The organism is Streptomyces sp. NPDC059477, from assembly GCF_042749375.1.
Classification (GTDB): domain Bacteria; phylum Actinomycetota; class Actinomycetes; order Streptomycetales; family Streptomycetaceae; genus Streptomyces.
The window spans coordinates 1,287-19,202 of sequence record NZ_JBHYUG010000007.1; the positions used below are offsets into that span (position 1 = coordinate 1,287).

Consider the following 17,916-nt stretch of genomic DNA (forward strand, 5'->3'; position numbering starts at 1 on the left):
AGTGTCACACACACTGCCCGCTCTGGGGGGGGGGGGCGGGGGGGGGCCGCGGGGGCCGGGTGTTTGTGGGCGGCGCGGGGGGGGGTCCGCGGGGCCCGCCCTTAGGTACGGGGCGGGGTGGGGGGCCGTTCAACGGGTGTGAGAGAAGTGTGATGTCCGGTGGGGCCGCACCTTCATGGAAGTGAACCGAGGACCAGAATGACCATCAACGTCTCGCATTGTTCCTTCGGGTACCGGCGCCGGGATTTCGTCCTGGACGACCTGACGCTCGACATTCCGTCAGGGTGCTCGGTGCTTCTCGGGCCGAACGGTGCCGGTAAGTCGACGCTGCTGGCGTTAGCCGCCTCCGCGCTCAGACCCCGCAGGGGCCGTGTGACGCTCGGCGACCTCGACACCGGTCGGCGAGGGGATCTGAAGGAGTACCGGCGGCAGGTCGGCTGGCTGCCCCAGCGGGTGACCGCGGTCCCCGGGCTGCGGGTTCGGGAGCAGACAGCGTATGCCGGGTGGCTGAAGGGCCTGTCGCGACGGGACGCGTGGGACCGCTCGCTGGCCGCCATCGAGCGGGTCGGTCTGGGCGAGTTGGCCGACCGGTCCGCCGAACACCTGTCGGGGGGCCAACTACGGCGCCTCGGCATCGCCCAGACACTCGTGCACTCGGCGCGGGTGGTCCTCATGGACGAACCGACCGCCGGCCTCGACCCGGCGCAGCGACGGGTCTTCCGCGCTCTTCTGGAGAGGCTCAAGGACCAGGCGAGTTTCGTGGTCTCGACCCATCAGACGGACGATCTGGCGGACAGCTACGACTCGGTTCTCCTGCTCGACCAGGGGCGAATCCTCTTCCAGGGGCCCACCGCGTCCTTTCTCGACCTGGCGCCTCGGCAGGTCGAGAAGGAGCGGCGGGCCGAAGCGGCCTACACCGGTCTCGTCGAAGAGGAGGTGTAGACATGCCGTGGCGTACCGTGCTGCGCGTGTCGATCGCCCCGCGCATCGGCATCCCGCTGATCCTGTGGCTGCTCCTCTACAGCGGCAATGTCACCGAACTCGTGACGCGCGGCTACTGGCCGTCGATCGCCGCGCAGACAACGTCGCTGCTGGTCTGGACGGCCCCGGCCGTGGCTGCCTGCGGCGCCTGGGAGGGCCTGCGGCTCCGGCGGTCCCAGGTCCTCCAGCAGGCACCGGCGCGCACTTTCGGCACCGTGTCACTGACTGCCCTGGCGCCGACGCTCGTTGTGGGCACCCTTGCCGTGGTGCTGGCCCTGGGGCTGCTCCTGCCGCAGGCCGAGGGCGTTCCCGACCGGATCTCCACGGCCGTACTCGCTCTGGAACTGCTGGTCATCACGGCCCACACCGCCGTCGGGTACGTCATCGGGCTCTCCCTGCCACGGCTGCTGGCGGTCCCGACGGCACTGGTGGGCAGCTTCGTGTGGATGGCCTATCCGGCGTCGATGGACGTCTTCTGGGTCCGGCAACTGAACGCCACCAACCTCGCGGAATGCTGTGCGCTCGACCAGGTGCCGGAACCCCGGAGCATCCTGGCGCCCCTGCTCGTGTCGGTCGGCCTGATCGTGGCCGCGTGGCTGGCGACCACGAGTCGATGGGGGCCGCGGATCACCGCGCCGGTCGTCCTGGCCGTGATGGTGGCCACCGCGGCCTGGGTCGTCCGTCCTCTCGGATACAGCGCGGCGGAATCCCGTTCGCCCGCCCTGCGCACCTGCTCCAGCACCCAGCCGCGGGTCTGCCTCTGGCCCGAGCAGCGCCGGGCCGCCACCGATGTCGTCGAGTGGGCGACGGACGCCCGTACCCGCCTGGCCGCATTCGGTGTGGCGACCGCTCCTGAGCTGTCGCCGAGAGCATCCACACCGTCGTCGAACGACGTCCGCGCCCTCGTCGCGCTGAGCGCGCTGCCCCAGGACATTCCGAAGTGTGCGGAGAGCGGGCAGTGGCCCGGAGCCGTGGCTGCGGGGCCGCTCAGTGTCTGGCTCACCGTCACCGCCGGAGCGGACGTCCGGATCGTGGCCTCGCGCTATGCGCCGGAGGATGTGGAGACGGCCACGCGGGTTCGCGAGCAGCCCGACCCGGTGCAGGCCGCCTGGTTCCAGCGCAACGCGGAAACGGTCACCGGATGCGATCTGCAACCCGACCTCGACCCCGCCCACTTCTGAGCGTGCCACCACCGCACACCACGGAGAGAACCCAATGGACTGGTGGCTTCGCGTACGCCGCGTGCCCGCTGTCTGCGCGAGCCTGGTCGCCTGCCTGCTCCTCGGTGCCCTCGCCGATTCCATCCACATCCCGGTCCCGGTGGTCCTGGGCGGAGTGTCCTTCCAGATGCCGCTGCCCTTCCTCCTTCCGCTCGTACCGGTATGCCTCATCCTGTACGGCCAGTCGCGGGGGATGAGCGCCCTCGAAGCAACCGCCGTCCGCCCGGTGAAGCGGTGGGACACCGGATTCATGACGGCCTGCTGCCTGCTGGCGGTGACAGGAGGCTGGTCCATCGCGTCCATGACGGGCCACGTGCTCGCCGCGGGGATGGCGCGCAACTTCCTTGGCTACCTCGGGCTCGCCCTGCTGCTCCGTCCGCTCATCGGCCACAGCGTCACGGCGGTGGCCATCACCCTTCTCCCGATCGGATGCGCCGCCTTCGGCGTCCGCAACGGGCGACCCCACAGGTGGGCGTGGCCACTGCACGAAGCGGCGAGTCTGCCGTCCTTCCTGGTGGCCGTCGCCCTGGCGGTCACCGGGATCGCCGTGTCCCTTCTCCCTCGTGCCGTCACCCGCCGTGCTCATGCCGAGGGCGGCTGAGCGCCGCGCGTGTGTCAGACGAGCACACCCTCCGGTTCCTTCGTCCACCGTTCCAGCAGGTCCACGAACTCCGCGCCCCGGTCGGTCCAGTCCAGCTCGGACAGGGCCGCCTCCCGGCCGCGTTCGGCGGAGCCGAGCCGTAGGTCGGGGTCGGTGCGCAGGCGTCGTACCGCCATCGCCGCCGCCGCCGGGTCCTCGTAGGGGACGACGAGGCCGCAGCGGTGGCGTCGCACCAGGTCGACGGCGAGCGGGTTCGGGGTGGTGACGACGGGGATGCCGTGGGCCATGTACTCGACGACCTTGGTGGGCCGCGAGTGACGGTAGTTGGGCTGGTCGTGCAGGAGGGAGAGCCCGGCCAGGGCGCCGGAGAGCAGGCCGAGCGCGCGGTCGTTGGGGAGGTAGCCGTGCCAGCGCAGCACGCCGTCGCGGTCGGCGGCGGTGAGCGCGTCACGGACATCGGGGTCGGCGGCGCCGACGACCTCCACCCGTACCTCGGGGGCCAGCAGCCGCGCGGTCTCGATCAGGTCGAGCGCGCCGCGCGCCCGGGAGAGATGGCCCAGGTAGACGGCCCGGTCGGGGCCGGGCGGCGCGGGGTGCTCGCGGGGCACGACCGGGAGGTTGGGGACGACGGGGTGCGGCTTGCGGAAACGTTCCTGGTAGGCGTCCTCGGCGAGTAGCAGCCGTACGTGCCGTTCCGCGAGGCGTTCCGCGGCCCGTACCGCCGCCCGCAGCGGGAGCCGCAGCGGGGCCGGGACCCAGCGCTTCATCACCAGGGCCGCCGCGGTGTCCTCGTGCACGTCCCACACCGTCACCGGGGCGCGGCCCTCGCGGCGCCAGCGGCGCAGGGTGCCGGGCAGGGCGAGCAGCAGTTCCGGATCGTGCAGGATCACGACGTCCGCGTCCGGGCCGCGCTCGGCCAGCAGGGTGCGGGCCGCGCGCAGGGCGGTGCGGCGGTCGCGTCCGGCGGCCCGGGGCAGGTCCAGGCCCTCCACGTCCGGGCGCGGGGTGACCTGGCGGGCGGCGAACGGGGCCGCGAACATCACCTGGTGACCGCGCTCCTTCAGCGCGGCGATCTGCCGGTGGAGGATGCGCGCGTCCTCCGGATGGTGGACGACGGTGACCACGAGTATCCGCATCAGAGCAGCACCTTTCGGCTCCCGCGCGAGGTCAGAGCACTTCGACGCCGGGCCGGAAGATCCGCCCCCGGGTGTCGAAGAGCAGCCGGGCCGCGTCGGACAGGGCGGGCAGGTCGTAGGAGGAGTGGTCCTGGAGCAGGATCGTCAGGTCGTGGTCGGCGACCGCGGCCATCGGGTCGTCCACACGCGGGACCGGCACACCGTCCACGGTCCATTCACGGACGTACGGGTCGTGGAAGCGGACGTCCGCCTCCCGCCGGCGCAGCAGCCGGGCCACCGGCACCGCCGGGCTCTCCCGCTGGTCGGCGATGTCCGGCTTGTAGGTGACCCCGAGGAGCAGCACCCGGGAGCCGTGCAGCGGCCGTCCGGCGTGGTTGAGCAGATCCTGGGCGCGGCGCACGACGTACTCGGGCATCCGCCGGTTGATCTCCTGCGCCAGCTCCACGAACCGGAACTCGTAGCCGAGCGAGGAGCGCACCTTGTACGAGAGGTAGTTCGGGTCGATGGGGATGCAGTGGCCGCCGACCCCGGCGCCGGGGCGGAAGGCGTGGAAGCCGAACGGCTTGGTGCTCGCGCAGCGGATCGCGTCCCACAGGTCGACGCCCAGCTCGTGGCTGATCACGGCCAGCTCGTTGACCAGGGCGATGTTGACATGCCGGTAGGTGTTCTCCAGCAGCTTGGCCATCTCGGCCTCGCGGGTGCCCTTGGCCTGGACGACGGTGTCCACGAGCTTGCCGTAGAAGGCGACCGCGCGGGCGGCGCAGGCGGGGGTGCAGCCGCCGACCACCTTCGGGGTGTCGCGCAGCCCGAAGCCCGGGTTGCCGGGGTCGATGCGCTCGGGGGAGAAGGCGAGCGAGAAGTCCTGACCGGCCCGCAGCCCCGACACCTGCTCCAGCAGCGGCCGTACGACCTCCTCGGTGGTGCCCGGGTAGGTCGTGGACTCCAGGACGACGAGCTGTCCGGGCCGCAGCCGGGCCGCGATCTCCTGCACGGCCGCGGTGACCGCGCTCAGATCGGGCCCGCCGTCGCTGTTCAGCGGCGTCGGCACACAGATCACCACGGTCTGGGCGCGGGCCAGGCAGCCGGGGTCGGTGTGGGCGCTGAATCCGGCGGCCAGCATCGCGCGTACGTCGTCGTCCGGGACGTCGTCCACATGGGAGCGTCCGGCGTTGAGCGACGCGACGATGCCGGGGTCGCGGTCCAGGCCCACGACCCTCAGGCCGACCGTCGCCGCCTCCCGGGCCAGGGGCAGTCCGACATAGCCCAGCCCGATCACCGCCAGCTCGGCCGTGATCTCCGGGTCCGTGGGTTCCGGGGCCGTGATCTCCGGGTCCGTGGTCTGACTACTGCGCGCGGCCTGCATGGGCATTCCTCCCCGTCAGCGGTGGTGGCTGCACCCGCGCGGCCCGCGCCTCAGACAGCGCCGAGGGCGCGGTACGCCTCGCGGGTCGTCTCGGCGACCCGCGTCCAGGTGCGGTCGCGGGCCACTAGCTCGCGCGCGGCCGATCCCCATTCGTACCGGTTATGACCGTAATAGAGTTTTTCCATACTTTCAGTCCAGGATTGCGGGGAGTCGGGTGGAATCAACTGTCCGGTCTCACCCGGCATGACGAGTTCCCGCAGCGCCGGGAGGTCGCTGGCGGCCACCGGCAGCCCGCTCGCCATCGCCTCCACCGGCTTCAGCGGGGTGACCGTCCGGCACACCCGCTCATCGGTGCGCGGCACGGCGAACAGGTCCAACACCGCGTGATACGCGCGTACTTGGGTGTGCGGCACCCGCCCGGTGAACAGCGCCGTACCGTCGTCGAGACCGAGCCGCGCGGCCAGCGCCGCGAGCTCCGCCCGCTGCGGTCCGTCCCCCACGATCAGCAGCCGCACCGGCACCCCGCGCCGCCGCAGCGCGGCACCCGCATGGAGCAGCGTGCCGATTCCCTCGTGTGGCGCAAGGGTGCTGACCGTGCCGACCACGAAGTCCTCCGGCGCGATCCCGAGCCGCGCCCGCAGCGCCGCCCCGTCCGGAGGCGGAGCGAGGAACGCCGCGTCGACCGCGTTCGGCACGATCAGCACCCGCTCCTCGGGCACCCCGCGTCCCACGATCTCCGCCTTCATCGCCGCGCCCAGCGTCAGCACCAGGTCCGCCTCGCGCATGACGGACGTCTCCAGCTCGCGCCGGGCCCGGTAACTGGGGTGGGCGGGGGTGCGGCCGGGTGCCTGGGTGAGCCAGGTGTCCTCCAGGAAGCCCCGCACCTCGTACACCACCGGCAGCCCGTAGGACGCGCGCAGCGCCAGCGCGACCCGTCCGTTGCCGTGGTCGGTCGCCGGATGCAGCACCGCCGGGCGCAGCCGCTCCACCAGCCGCCCGGCCAGCTCCGCGTCACGGGCCAGCAGCGCGGACTGCCCGTACGGCAGCCACCAGGGCAGCAGCCGGTGGTGCGGGACGCCGGCCACCGACTCCACCGGCCGGGCCGCCATCACCCCCTGTGCCACCGGGAACCCGATCCGGGTCACCACATGCGGATCGAGACCCAGCGCCCGCTGCGCCTCGGCGATCTTCTGGGTGCGCACGGTGTATCCGGCGTGCTTGACCGGCAGGGAGTTGGTCACCAGGTGCAGCACCCGCCCCGGCACCGGCCGTACCGCCGACCGGGGGAGCGGCGGGGCCACCCGTCCCCCGTCCGGAGCAGCCGCCGGACCCGCCGCGCGGGCCCGCGCGGCGAGCCGCCGTTCGAGCGACCCGGCCCGCCGCCGCACGGGCGGGGGCAGCATCCGCACCCCCAGCAGCATCGCCCGGACGGGGTCATGGCGCAGCTCGCCCCAGGCCACGGAAGCGGCCAGACTGAGCGCGCGAGGGGATGGTGTGGGGATATGGCGTGACATGACATCACGTTAGATGGAAAAAATGGATAAGTGCGATATGAAGCATGAAGTAGGTCATGGCGTAGGTCATGGCGTAGGTCATGGCGTAGGTCATGCAGCAGGTCATGCAGCAGGTCGTGAAGCAGGTCATGCAGCAGGCAGGTAGAGGGACGACATGAAGGACGACATGAACGGGGTCACATGAACGGGCGCGTACTCCACGTCGTCGGCACCCGGCCGAACTTCGTCAAGGCCGCACCGGTCGTGGCCGCGCTGCGCGCGGCGGGCTGTGATCAGGTCCTGGTGCACACCGGCCAGCACTACGACGAGCGGATGTCGGACATCTTCTTCCGGCAGCTCGGTCTGCCCCGGCCGGACACCGACCTGGGCGTGGGCTCCGGCAGCCAGGCCCGCCAGACGGCCGAGCTGCTGATCGCCCTGGAGGGCGAGCTGATCGCCCGGGATCCGGCCCTGGTCATCGTCTACGGCGATGTGAACTCGACCCTGGCCGCCGCCCTGGTCGCCGCCAAGCTGGGCATCCCGCTCGCCCATGTGGAGGCCGGGCTGCGCAGCTTCGACATGGCGATGCCGGAGGAGGTGAACCGGCGCCTGGTCGACCAGCTCGCCGAGCTGCTCTTCGCGACGAGCCCCGAGGCGATCGGGCATCTGGCCCGCGAGGGTGTCCCGGCCGACCGGATCCATCTGGTGGGCAACCCGATGATCGACACCCTGCTCACCCACGTGGACCGCTTCGACCCGGCCGCGGCCCGTACGTCCCACGCCCTGCCCGAGCGCTACGGCGTGGTCACCCTGCACCGCCCCGCCAACGTGGACGACCCGGAGGCGGTACGGGCCGCCGTGCACGCCCTGACCGAGGCGGCCCGGCTGATCGACCTCGCCGTGCCCCTGCACCCCCGGGGCCGGGCGGCCCTGGGCGCGGCGGGGCTGGCCGACGCCCCCGGCATCCACATCCTGGACCCCCTCGGGTACGTCGAGTTCATGAGCCTGGTGCGGGGCGCCGCCGCCGTGATCACCGACTCGGGCGGCGTCCAGGAGGAGACGACGGTCCTGAACGTCCCCTGCCTGACCCTGCGCACGACCACCGAACGCCCGGTCACGGTCACCCACGGCACCAACCGCCTGGTCGCCCCCACCGAACTGGTCCCCGCCCTGCGCAAAATCCTGGACACGACGACCCACCCCCCAACAGAGGGCCCACCCCTGTGGGACGGCCACGCGGGCCCGCGTATCGCGAGGACCATCACACGCTGGCTGGACCACCATGGCTGAGGGCGCCGGGCTTCTTGGCGGTGACGGGGCGGGCTTCTCTGCGGCGGAGGGCGCCGGGTCATACGGGAGCGGGCGCGCTGGCGCGTCCATGGCAGCGGGCGTCGGGCCTGATGGCAGCGGGGGGATGGGCTTGCCCGTGGCTGGGGGCGCCGGGGCGCGTGGGCTCGATGGCGGTGGTGGGGCGGGCCTTTCCGCGCTTGGCGGTGCTGGGCGTCACGGCGGTGGTGGGGCGGGCTTCTCCATGGCCGGGGGTGCCGGGTCATACGGGCGTGGGCGCGCGGGCGCGTCCATGGCAGCGGACGTCGGGCCTGGTGGCAGCGGGGGGATGGGCTTGCCCGTGGCCGGTGACGGCACCGGCGGGTCGGACCCCTGCACGGCCGACGGCACCACACCCATCGGCAGCGCCGGGGCGCTCTCCTTCACGCCCGAGGACACCCGGCCCCACGAACCCTCCGGCAGCGCGGTCACCCGTACCTACTGGGACACCCGTCACCGCGTCCACGACCACCTCGCCTCCGGCGGTCACATCGGCCTGGACCGGGCGGGCAACGAGATCTTCTACGCGCTGCGCCTCGGCGCGCTGCTCCCCCTGATCGGCGACCTGGCCGACCCGACGGCCCCGCTGTTCGTCCTGGACGCGGGCTGCGGCAAGGGCCACTTCGCCCGTGCCCTCGCCCGGTGCGGCCACCGCGTCGACGCCTTCGACACCAGCGAACAGGCCGTCGCCCACGCCCGCGCCGAGGGCGGCGGCCCGCGCTACGCCGTCGCCGCCCTCGACGCCTGGCGCAGCCCCTGGCCCTACGACACGGTCCTGTGCCTCGACGTCCTCTTCCACGTCCTGGACGACGAGGAGTGGTCCGCCGCCCTGCGCAACCTCGCCTCCCTGGTCCGCATCACCGGCCGCCTGATCATCACCGACGAGAACGCCCCGGCACGCCGCCTCCGAGGCGACTACATCGTCCACCGCACGGCGACGGAGTACGCCGCCGTCCTGACCCCGCTCGGCCTGCGCCCCACGACCTTCACCCCGTACGGCTTCCGCGAGAACGAGGTCGGCTTCCACGTCTTCACGAGGGTCCGCTGATGCGCGCGGCCGACCGGCCGGCGGACTCGACACCGCGCGCAGCCCGCCGACTCCGGGACTCGCCGCGCCGGTCTCCCCGCCGCACGGCCGACTCCACGCCGGCCTCCCGCCGCCGCCCGGCGGGCGCGTCGCCTCGCCCCCGCCCCGCCCCGGTGGGCGTGCCGCCAGGCTTCCGCCCGCTCTCGGCGGGCGCCCCGCCCCGCCTTCGCCGTGCCCCGGCGGGCTCCCCGCCCTACCCCCACCACCCCCCGAAGCACCCGCCGCCGCGCGCGACCGAGCGTACGAGGACCAGCCGATGCGTCTGACCGATCTGCTCCGCCCCCATCTCGACGGCGTCACCACCGTCGTGGACGCCACCCCCGGCGCCCTCGACCTGGAGCCCTATCTCCACCTCCCCGACGGCGTCACGCTCCGGCGCGGTGCGCAGGGGGCCGGGCAGGGCGAGCTGGTGCTCGTCTCCTACGGCCCCGACGCCCGGCTGCACGGCACCGAGTCCGCCGTCCTCGCCGTACTGGAGCGGATGCGCCCCGGCGGACGCGGCCTGATCGTCTTCGGGCACCGGGGCCCCGACCTGCCCTACCACCGGCTGCTCGACGCCCTGGTCGCCCACCACTGCCAGGTGCTGCGCGCCGCCCCGCTCGACTACGTCCATCTCCACGCGGGCGCGGTGTTCGCCCGTACCGATGAACTCCTGCCCCCCGACGACTGGTTCGGCCGCCCGGTCCCGGCCGAGGGCTTCACCACCGCGCTGCGGATCGCCGACGAGTACGTCCTCGCCGACCTGGTCTCCCGCTCGCTTCGCGCGAAGGTGCTGGACCTGGAGCGGACGGTCGAGGAGACCGAGGCCGCCCGGGGCTCCGAGCGCAGCGACGGACTCGCCGAGCGACTGGCCGCCGCCGAACGGGAGAAGGCCCGCCTCTCCGGCGCCCTGCGCGGCGCCCGGGACCGGGTCGAGGTGCTCCAGGCACGGGTGGCCATGCTGGAGGGCTCGACCTCGCTCCGGGTCGGCCGCGCCCTGGTCTCGGCGGCCCGCTCCCCGAAACGCGGCGCGTCCCGGCTGCCGAAGGAGCTGTACGGGCTGTGGCGCGGACGGACCGCGCAATCGGCCCCCGCGAAGCCGCCCCGGACCGCCGCCGCCGCGACCGCCGAGGCGGAGGCCGTCCAGGACGGCCGTCTGCACCTCGCCCACCGCGCGTTCACGTCGGCCCCCCGCGACCGCCTGGTCCTCACCGGCGTCCTCACCGACGACACCGCCACCGCCTTCGCCGCGGACGCCGTGGTCAACCCCGCCCTGCCGCACGACGGCGAGCTGATCGTCCGGCGCACCGACCCGGACGCCGTCGTCGTCCAGCTCAGCGCCTGCACCGGCTACGGCCCCTGGGCGCACACCGGCACCGGCTTCGCCCCCGACCTGGACCGCCGGCTGGCCGAGATGCTCACCGAGGCCCGGGTCGCGGGCCGCGCCTGCGTCCTGTGGCGGGACGGCCCCCCGTCCGCCGCCCCCGGACTGTCCCGGCTGACCTGGGACGCCGTCATCGACACCGACACCGGGGTGCCGCTGACCGCCCTGGACCCGGCGGTGGACGGCCGCGAACGGCTCCGCGAGACCTTCCGCACCGGCAGCACCCGGGTACGGCTGGCCGAACTGGCCCGCCGCGTCGGCGCCCCCGACCCCCTGGACACCCGCCGCGTCTGCGTCGTGGCCGCCCCGAGCGACCGGGCCGGCATCGCCCGCCTCACCGCCCAGGTCCTCAGCCAGCTCCACCGGCCCGCCGAGGTGGTCGTCCCCGACCCCACCGGCCTGGACGAACTCACCGCCGCCGGGATCACCGTCCGCACCGGTGCCCCCCTCGCCCCCTGGGTCGCCGACTGGACCGACCTCACCGAGGACCGCCCGGACACCCTGCTCCTGGACCTGCTGTGCGCCCAGGAACACTCCGGAGCCGACGCCGTGGGCAGCACCCCCGCGGGCGACGACTACACCTTCGTACCCGAACTGCGCCCCCTCCTCGTACGCCGCTCCCTGCACACCTCCACCACCCCACCCGAGCTATGGGCCCGCCAGGGCCACCGCCTGTTCGCCTGCTGTGGAAAGGAGCCGGCTTGACTTCCTCCCCCGCCTAAAGGCGGGGGATTCCAGCGGTCACCCGCTGGGGTTCCTGCTTCACCGACGACCGCCCCGTCCGGGAGGACTCCCGTTGAGGTCTTACACCGTCTCCACAGGCAGACACGGCCAGTCCGGCCGCCAGAATGTTCTTCGCCGCGTTCACGTCGCGGTCATGCACAGCGCCGCAGTCGCACGTCCACTCGCGGACGTTCAGCGGCATCTTCGCCGCGACCGTGCCGCAGTCCCCGCACAGCTTGCTGGACGGGAACCAGCGGTCGATCACGACGAGTTCGCGCCCGTACCAGGCGCACTTGTAATCCAGCATCGCCCGCAGATCACGCCAGGCCGCGTCGGAGATGGCGCGGGCCAGCTTGTGGTTCTTGACCATGTTGCGGACGGTGAGGTCCTCGATCACGACCGTTTGGTTCTCACGGACGAGTCGAGTCGACAGCTTGTGCAGGAAGTCCCGGCGCCGGTCAGCGATCCGGGCGTGGGCCTTTGCGACGCGGCGGCGGGCCTTCTCCCGGTTCGCCGAGCCCTTCGCTTTCCGCGACAGTTCCCGCTGAGCGTGGGCGAGACGGGCCCGGTCCCGGCGCTCGTGGCGCGGGTTGGTGATCTTCTCACCGGTGGACAGGGTCACGAGGGACGCTATGCCCGCGTCGATGCCGACCGCGTTCGTCGTGACCGGAGCCGGAGCGATGCGGTCGTCGCACAGCATCGAAACAAACCAGCGCCCGGCTGGATCGCGGGACACGGTGACCGTGGTCGGCTCCGCGCCTTCGGGCAGGGGGCGCGACCAGCGGATGTCCAGGGGTTCGGTCATCTTCGCGAGGGTGAGGCGGCCGTCCCGGAACTTGAAGCCGGAGCGGGTGTACTCGGCCGACGCGCGGGACTTCTTCTTCGACTTGAAGCGCGGGTACCTGGCCCGCTCGGCGAAGAAGTTCGCGAACGCTGTCTGGAGATGCCGCAGTGCCTGCTGGAGCGGGACGCTCGACACCTCGGTGAGGAACCCGAGTTCCCCGGCCTTCTTCCACTCCGTGAGCGCGGCGGACGACTGCACGTAGGAGATGCGGCGCTGCTCGCCGTACCAGGCCCGGGTGCGCTCCTCCAGCGCCTTGTTGTACACGAGGCGGACGCAGCCGAACGTGCGCGACAGCTCAGCCGCCTGCTCGTCCGTGGGGTAAAAGCGGTACTTGAAAGCCCGCTTGACCTGCCGCGTCATGCCTCACATCGTATTAGCTCCCGTGTGAGTGGCGGCTGTTGGCCGGTGGCCGGTGGACGCCGGCCCGCCCCGGAGGCGAACCGGCTTTCCCTGCCCTGCTCCGCAGGAGCTTCGTTTCCTCCCCCGGCTGAAGCCGGGGGTATCCACGAAGGAAGGCCCCGATGACTCCGGCGGGAAGCGGCCCCGGCCGCACACTCGACGCGCTCGTCTACGGCGACGTCGACCTCAACCTCATCGACGGCTCCGCCGTCTGGGCCCAGTCCACCGTGCAGGTGCTCGCGGGCGCCGGCTGCCGGACCCGGCTGGTGCTCAAGGCGCCCGTGCGGACCGCGCGGCTGATCGATCCGCTGGCCGGGCTGCCCGGCGTGCGCGTGGTGCGCCCGCACGAGGAGCGGCTGGTGCCGGGCGCCCCCGACCGGCCGCTCTCGCCCGTCCAGGCCGAACGGCTCCTCGCCCGCCTCGACGACGCCGAGCCCTGCGATCTGCTCGTGCTGCGCGGGCGGCGCCTCGTCACCCGGGTCGTCTCCGAAGGCCGTTTCGACGGCCGGATCTGGGCCTACCTCACCGACATCCCGCAATCGGCCGCCGAGATGACCGAGGAGGCCCGCGCCGACCTCACCAGGATCGCCGAGGCGTCCCAGCGGCTGCTGTGCCAGACCGAGGAACTGCGCTGCCTGCTGGAGACCTGGATCCCGGAGGCGGTCGGGAAGTGTGTCCTCAGCCCGCCCGCCGTACCCGAACCCACCTCCCCGGTCCCCGACCATGACCGGCCCGGCCATGACCGGCCGCACGACGGCGGGTCCCACGACGACCAGCCGCACGACTACCAGCCATACGGCGACCAGCCCCACCCCGACCAGCCCCACGACCCCTTCCGGCTCGTCTACACCGGCAAGTTCGCCCCCCTGTGGAACACCCTCCCCATGACCCGCCTCCCCGCCCTCCTCGCCGAACAGGGCATCCGGGCCACCCTCCACACCGTTGGCGACAAGATCCACGACGACCCCGCCCACCCCGGCTTCCGCCCCGCGATGGCCCGCGCGCTGCACAGCACGCCCGGCGTCGAACACCACGGCGGACAGCCCCGCGAAGAAGCCATGCGCATCGCGGGCGACTGCGACCTGGGCCTCGGCTGGCGCGCGCCCGAGCTGGACTCCAGTCTCGAACTCTCCACCAAGGTCCTGGAGTTCGGCGCCCTCGGCCTGCCCGTCGTCCTCAACCGCACCCCCGCCCACGAGGCACTCCTGGGCACCGACTACCCCCTGTACGTCCCCGGCCGCGCCGGACTCGACGACGCCGTGGCCGCCATCGCCCGTGCCGTGCGCGAACCCGGCAGCCGCCACCTGGCCGCCGCCCGCTGCCGCGAGGCCGCCGCCCGCCACACCCTGAGCGCGGCGGCCGGCCGCTGGCGCACCCAGCTCGACCGCGCCTTCCCCGCCGCGCCCCCTGCCGTCGCCGCCCGGCCCCGGCCGCTGCGGGTCGGCGTCGCGGGCCACGACCTCAAGTTCCTCACCCGGCTCATGGACCACTTCCGCGCCCTGCCCGGCCTCGACGTCCGCGTCGACGCCTGGCCCGCCCTCTCCCGCCACGACCCGGTGGCCGGCCGCGAACTCGCCGAGTGGGCGGACGTGGTCGTCGTGGAGTGGTGCGGCCCCGCCGCCGTCTGGTACAGCCGCCACAAACGCCCCGGCAGCCGCCTGATCATCCGCCTGCACCGCTTCGAACTGGAGGCGGGCTGGCCCCAGCAGGTCGCCATCGAGAACGTGGACCGGGTGATCTGCGTCAGCACCTACTACGCCCGCCGCACCCTGGAGCACACCGGCTGGCCCGAGGCGAAGGTCACCGTCGTCCCGAACTGGGTCGACACCGACCAGCTCGACCGGCCCAAGGCACCCGGCGCCCGCTTCCGGCTCGGCATGATCGGCATCGCGCCCAGCCGCAAACGCATGGACCTCGGCCTCGATGTGCTGGAGGCCCTGCGCGCCCGCGACCGGCGCTGGCACCTCGCCATCAAGTCCAAGCCGCCGTGGGAGTACTGGTGGATCTGGAACAAGCCCGAGGAACGCGCCCACTTCGACGACGTCCTGCGCCGGATGCAGACCTCGCCGCTGCTGACCGGCGCGGTCGTCTTCGACGGCTTCGGCGCCGACGTGGCGAGCTGGCTGCGCCGCGTCGGACACGTCCTGTCCACCAGTGACGACGAGTCCTTCCACCTCGCCCCGGCCGAGGGCATGGCCTCCGCCGCCGTACCCGCCCTGCTGCCCTGGCCGGGCGCGGACGAGATCTATGACCGGCGCTGGATCCACCAGGACCCGCAGACGATGGCGGACGCCCTGGACTCCCTGGACGAGCACGGCTGGCGCGCGGCCGGTCAGGAGGCCCGCACCCAGGTACGGAAGGACTTCTCACTGGAGCGAGTGGCCCAGGAGTGGACGGACCTCCTGGTGTCCGGGTGAGGCGACGGGCCGCCAGATGTGGGGGCGTCCTGACCGCCAGGCCCGTACGGGCGTCCAGGCCATGAGAGATACGAGGCTCCCGGCCCGGACGCCCCCGCGTCAGCCCCCCACCCGCGCCTCGACGCCCGCCTCGACCCCCACCTCAACCCGCTTCCTCACCCGGAACGCGAACTGCCCGCAGAACGTGAGCTTGCGCAGATTCACCAGCGCCGTCTGCCGCCGGGTCAGCTTGCCCCAGTCGTCGATCTCCACGTTCAGCGGCGATTCCTCGCTCCAGTACCGCCCGTACCGCTCCTTGCGCTCATGGTCGTACGTGCGCAGGATCAGCGTCACGCCGTCCAGCGAGGGCCGGATCTCCTCCAGCGCCAGCCCGGCCTCCTCGACCAGCACCCGGAACCCGTACGGCGTGTAGTTCCACAGGCTGAAGGAGTGGTACGGCTCGAACTGCGAGGTGCTGCCGATGAACACCCCGCCCGGCGCCAGCACCCGGCCGATCTCGGCCAGCAGATCACGCGGGCGCACGACATGCTCGAAGACCTGATGGGAGTAGATCAGCGGCAGCGAGTCCGTGCGGAACGGCAGCCGGACACCGTCGAAGTGCAGCACCGGGTCGCCGTTCGGCCGGTGCTGCCGGGCCTCGGGGGAGTCGCAGATGTCGACGCCCACCCAGCGCACCTCGGGGTCGTGCCGCTTGAAGTGCGCGGCCGAGGTGCCCCGTCCGCATCCGAGGTCCACCACCCGGCCCGGCGCGCCCGGCGCTTGCATGACCTGGTCCACGTAGTAGCGCGAGGTCACCTGACGGGCGTGGTCGTCGGGGATGCAGTCCTTGAGAAGGTCCCAGAGGGTCGCCATGCGGCGAGGCTACGGCACCACCCGCCGCAACAGATCCCGCAACGCCAGGCGCTCCTCCTCGCTCAACCCCGCCAGCGGCTCACGGGCGAAACGCAGGGAGTCACGGAGGCTGCGGGCGACCCGCAGGCCCTCGTCCGTCGCCGCCGCCAGCTTCACCCGGCGGTCGGCCGGGTCGGCGCGGCGCTCGGCGAGACCGCGCGATTCCAGCCGGTCCACGATCCCGGTCACATTGGACGGCTCGCAGCGCAGCTTCCGGGCGATCCTGCGCATCGGCAGCGGCTCCAGCGCCAGCAGACTCAGCAGCTTGGCCTGCGCGCCGGTCAGCGCGTGCTCGGCGGCGGCCTCCTCGTACTCCTCGTGGTAGAGCGCCACGACCGAGCCGATCAGGTCGACCACCTCCAAGGTCAGTGCGTCGGGACGCCGGGGGAGCGATGGTGTGGCCATGCTTCCCAGGGTACCCCGTTACTTGACATCATGAAATATTAAAGAGCATGATTATTTTAGTCAATGAACTAATGAGCTACTGAAGTAAATGGAGAGCCCGCCCACATGTCTTCGACTCACCCCGCCCTCCCCGCTCTCAGCCGTGAATGGCACCTGCTCAGCCGTCCGGTCGGCTGGCCGAAGCCCGAGGACTTCGCCCTGGTCGAGGCCCCCCTCCCGGTACCGGGCGAGGGTCAGGTGCTGGTCCGCAACCGCTACCTCTCCGTCGACCCCTACATGCGCGGCCGGATGAGCGCCGCCAAGTCCTACGCACCCCCCTACGAGCTGGGTGAGCCGATGCTCGGCGGGGCGGTCGGCGAGGTCGTGGCGTCCCGCGCCGAAGGACTGGCCGTCGGCGATCACGTCCTGCACCGCCTCGGCTGGCGCGAGTACGCGGCCGTGGACGCCTCCGCCGCCGTCCAGGTGGACCCCAAGGCCGCGCCCCTCGCCGCGTACCTCGGTGTGCTCGGCATGACCGGGCTGACCGCCTACGCCGGGCTGCTGCGGATCGCGGCGCTGAAGGAGGGCGACACCGTCTTCGTGTCCGGCGCCGCCGGGGCCGTCGGCAGCCAGGCCGGGCAGATCGCCAGGCTCAAGGGCGCCGCCCGGGTCATCGGCTCGGCCGGCTCGGACGAGAAGGTCCGGCTGCTGCTGGACGAGTACGGCTTCGACGCCGCCTTCAACTACAAGGACGGGCCGGTCGCCGAGCAGCTGGGCGCCGCCGCGCCCGACGGCATCGACGTCTACTTCGACAACGTCGGCGGTGAGCACCTGGAGGCCGCCGTCGGCGCGCTCAGGGTGCACGGCCGGATCGCCCTGTGCGGCATGATCTCCCTCTACAACGCCACCGAGCCCGTCCCCGGCCCGCGCAACCTCGGCCGGCTGATCCAGACCCGTGGCCGGATCGAGGGCTTCCTGGTCAGCGATCACCGGGACCTCCAGCCGCGGTTCGTCCAGGAGGTCGGCCCCTGGATCGCCTCGGGCGCGCTCAAGCACCGCGAGACCGTGGTCGACGGTGTGGAGAACACCCTGGAGGCGTTCCTCGGCGTCCTGCGCGGCGACAACACCGGCAAGATGATCGTCAAGCTCTGACCCCTTCACCGGCCCGCCACCCCTTCAGAGACTTTCCGGCATGCGGTAACTTCTTTCCGAAACCGTCGGGGATCGTGGGCGCGAGTCCCCGGCGGACCCGAGGAGGAAGAACCCCATGCCCATTCAGCAGTCCGACGTCCTGTACACCGCCGTCGCCACCGCCGAGAACGGCCGCGATGGCCGGGTGTCCACCGACGACGGCACGCTCGACGTGGTCGTCAACCCGCCCAAGGAGATGGGCGGCTCCGGCACCGGCACCAACCCGGAGCAGTTGTTCGCCGCCGGCTACAGCGCCTGCTTCCAGGGCGCCCTCGCCGTCGTCGCCCGCAAGGAGAAGGCCGATGTCTCCGGCTCGACCGTCACCGCGAAGGTCGGCATCGGCAGGAACGCCGACGGCTTCGGGATCATCGTGGAGATCTCCGCCACGATCCCCGGCGTCGACACCGAGACCGCCAGGGCCCTGCTGGACAAGGCCCACCAGGTCTGCCCGTACTCGAAGGCCACCCGCGGCAACATCACGGTGACGCTCGTCTGAG

The 17,916-nt window shown here is 72.6% G+C and carries 15 protein-coding genes; 9 read left to right on the plus strand and 6 right to left on the minus strand.

The features are described 5' to 3' along the window. Positions 1 to 198: 198 nt before the first annotated feature. From ACFXAZ_RS05330 to ACFXAZ_RS05340, 3 genes are read left to right on the plus strand one after another with little or no spacing between them, the layout of a single operon-like run. Complete coding sequence (locus ACFXAZ_RS05330) at positions 199 to 942, plus strand: ATP-binding cassette domain-containing protein (protein WP_384585396.1); 744 nt, start codon at positions 199 to 201, stop codon at positions 940 to 942. A gap of 2 nt (positions 943 to 944) precedes the next feature. Beyond that, entirely contained in the window at positions 945 to 2,162 is a 1,218-nt protein-coding gene (locus ACFXAZ_RS05335; protein WP_384585399.1) for a hypothetical protein, read from the plus strand. A gap of 34 nt (positions 2,163 to 2,196) precedes the next feature. Continuing rightward, on the plus strand, positions 2,197 to 2,802 hold the full coding sequence (locus tag ACFXAZ_RS05340; RefSeq protein WP_384585402.1) for a hypothetical protein: 606 nt from the start codon (positions 2,197 to 2,199) through the stop codon (positions 2,800 to 2,802). A gap of 14 nt (positions 2,803 to 2,816) precedes the next feature. On the opposite strand, the gene ACFXAZ_RS05345 is transcribed toward ACFXAZ_RS05340, so the two are convergent. From ACFXAZ_RS05345 to ACFXAZ_RS05355, 3 genes are all read right to left on the minus strand, one after another. Further along, the gene (locus ACFXAZ_RS05345) at positions 2,817 to 3,938 is read right to left on the minus strand and encodes a glycosyltransferase (RefSeq protein WP_384585404.1); all 1,122 of its coding nucleotides are present in this window, start codon (positions 3,936 to 3,938) and stop codon (positions 2,817 to 2,819) included. A 31-nt stretch (positions 3,939 to 3,969) separates the two neighbouring features. Further along, the gene (locus ACFXAZ_RS05350; RefSeq protein WP_384585761.1) at positions 3,970 to 5,232 is read right to left on the minus strand and encodes a nucleotide sugar dehydrogenase; all 1,263 of its coding nucleotides are present in this window, start codon (positions 5,230 to 5,232) and stop codon (positions 3,970 to 3,972) included. Positions 5,233 to 5,351: 119 nt separating this feature from the next. Further along, positions 5,352 to 6,815, minus strand: a complete 1,464-nt coding sequence (locus ACFXAZ_RS05355) for a glycosyltransferase (RefSeq protein WP_384585407.1) — start codon at positions 6,813 to 6,815, stop codon at positions 5,352 to 5,354. Positions 6,816 to 6,995: 180 nt separating this feature from the next. On the opposite strand from ACFXAZ_RS05355, the gene wecB reads away from it, so the two are divergent. From wecB to ACFXAZ_RS05370, 3 genes are all read left to right on the plus strand, one after another. After that, entirely contained in the window at positions 6,996 to 8,084 is a 1,089-nt protein-coding gene (gene wecB, locus ACFXAZ_RS05360) for a non-hydrolyzing UDP-N-acetylglucosamine 2-epimerase (RefSeq protein ID WP_384585410.1), read from the plus strand. Between the two features lie 325 nt (positions 8,085 to 8,409). Next, complete coding sequence (locus ACFXAZ_RS05365) at positions 8,410 to 9,168, plus strand: class I SAM-dependent methyltransferase (RefSeq protein WP_384585413.1); 759 nt, start codon at positions 8,410 to 8,412, stop codon at positions 9,166 to 9,168. Positions 9,169 to 9,463: 295 nt separating this feature from the next. Next, positions 9,464 to 11,275 (plus strand): hypothetical protein, encoded by a 1,812-nt coding sequence (locus ACFXAZ_RS05370; protein ID WP_384585416.1) that lies wholly within the window; start codon positions 9,464 to 9,466, stop codon positions 11,273 to 11,275. A gap of 13 nt (positions 11,276 to 11,288) precedes the next feature. On the opposite strand, the gene ACFXAZ_RS05375 is transcribed toward ACFXAZ_RS05370, so the two are convergent. Next, positions 11,289 to 12,497: an RNA-guided endonuclease InsQ/TnpB family protein gene (locus tag ACFXAZ_RS05375; RefSeq protein ID WP_384585419.1), complete on the minus strand. Its 1,209-nt coding sequence runs from the start codon at positions 12,495 to 12,497 to the stop codon at positions 11,289 to 11,291. 161 nt (positions 12,498 to 12,658) lie between these two features. Here ACFXAZ_RS05375 and ACFXAZ_RS05380 point away from each other — a divergent pair, with 161 nt between their 5' ends. After that, positions 12,659 to 14,953 carry a glycosyltransferase family 4 protein gene (locus ACFXAZ_RS05380; RefSeq protein ID WP_384585422.1) on the plus strand — a complete coding sequence of 765 codons (2,295 nt, stop codon included), beginning with the start codon at positions 12,659 to 12,661 and terminating at the stop codon, positions 14,951 to 14,953. 99 nt (positions 14,954 to 15,052) lie between these two features. Here ACFXAZ_RS05380 and ACFXAZ_RS05385 read toward each other — a convergent pair whose 3' ends face one another. Together ACFXAZ_RS05385 and ACFXAZ_RS05390 are read right to left on the minus strand one after the other, a co-directional pair. Continuing rightward, positions 15,053 to 15,805, minus strand: a complete 753-nt coding sequence (locus tag ACFXAZ_RS05385; RefSeq protein WP_384585425.1) for a class I SAM-dependent methyltransferase — start codon at positions 15,803 to 15,805, stop codon at positions 15,053 to 15,055. A gap of 9 nt (positions 15,806 to 15,814) precedes the next feature. Further along, positions 15,815 to 16,249, minus strand: coding sequence for a MarR family winged helix-turn-helix transcriptional regulator (locus tag ACFXAZ_RS05390; protein WP_382685902.1), 435 nt, complete (start codon positions 16,247 to 16,249; stop codon positions 15,815 to 15,817). 105 nt (positions 16,250 to 16,354) lie between these two features. Between ACFXAZ_RS05390 and ACFXAZ_RS05395 the strand changes: the two genes are divergently transcribed. Next, positions 16,355 to 17,380 (plus strand): NADP-dependent oxidoreductase, encoded by a 1,026-nt coding sequence (locus ACFXAZ_RS05395; protein ID WP_384585428.1) that lies wholly within the window; start codon positions 16,355 to 16,357, stop codon positions 17,378 to 17,380. A gap of 115 nt (positions 17,381 to 17,495) precedes the next feature. After that, the gene (locus ACFXAZ_RS05400) at positions 17,496 to 17,915 is read left to right on the plus strand and encodes an organic hydroperoxide resistance protein (protein ID WP_384585431.1); all 420 of its coding nucleotides are present in this window, start codon (positions 17,496 to 17,498) and stop codon (positions 17,913 to 17,915) included. Position 17,916 lies beyond the last annotated feature (1 nt).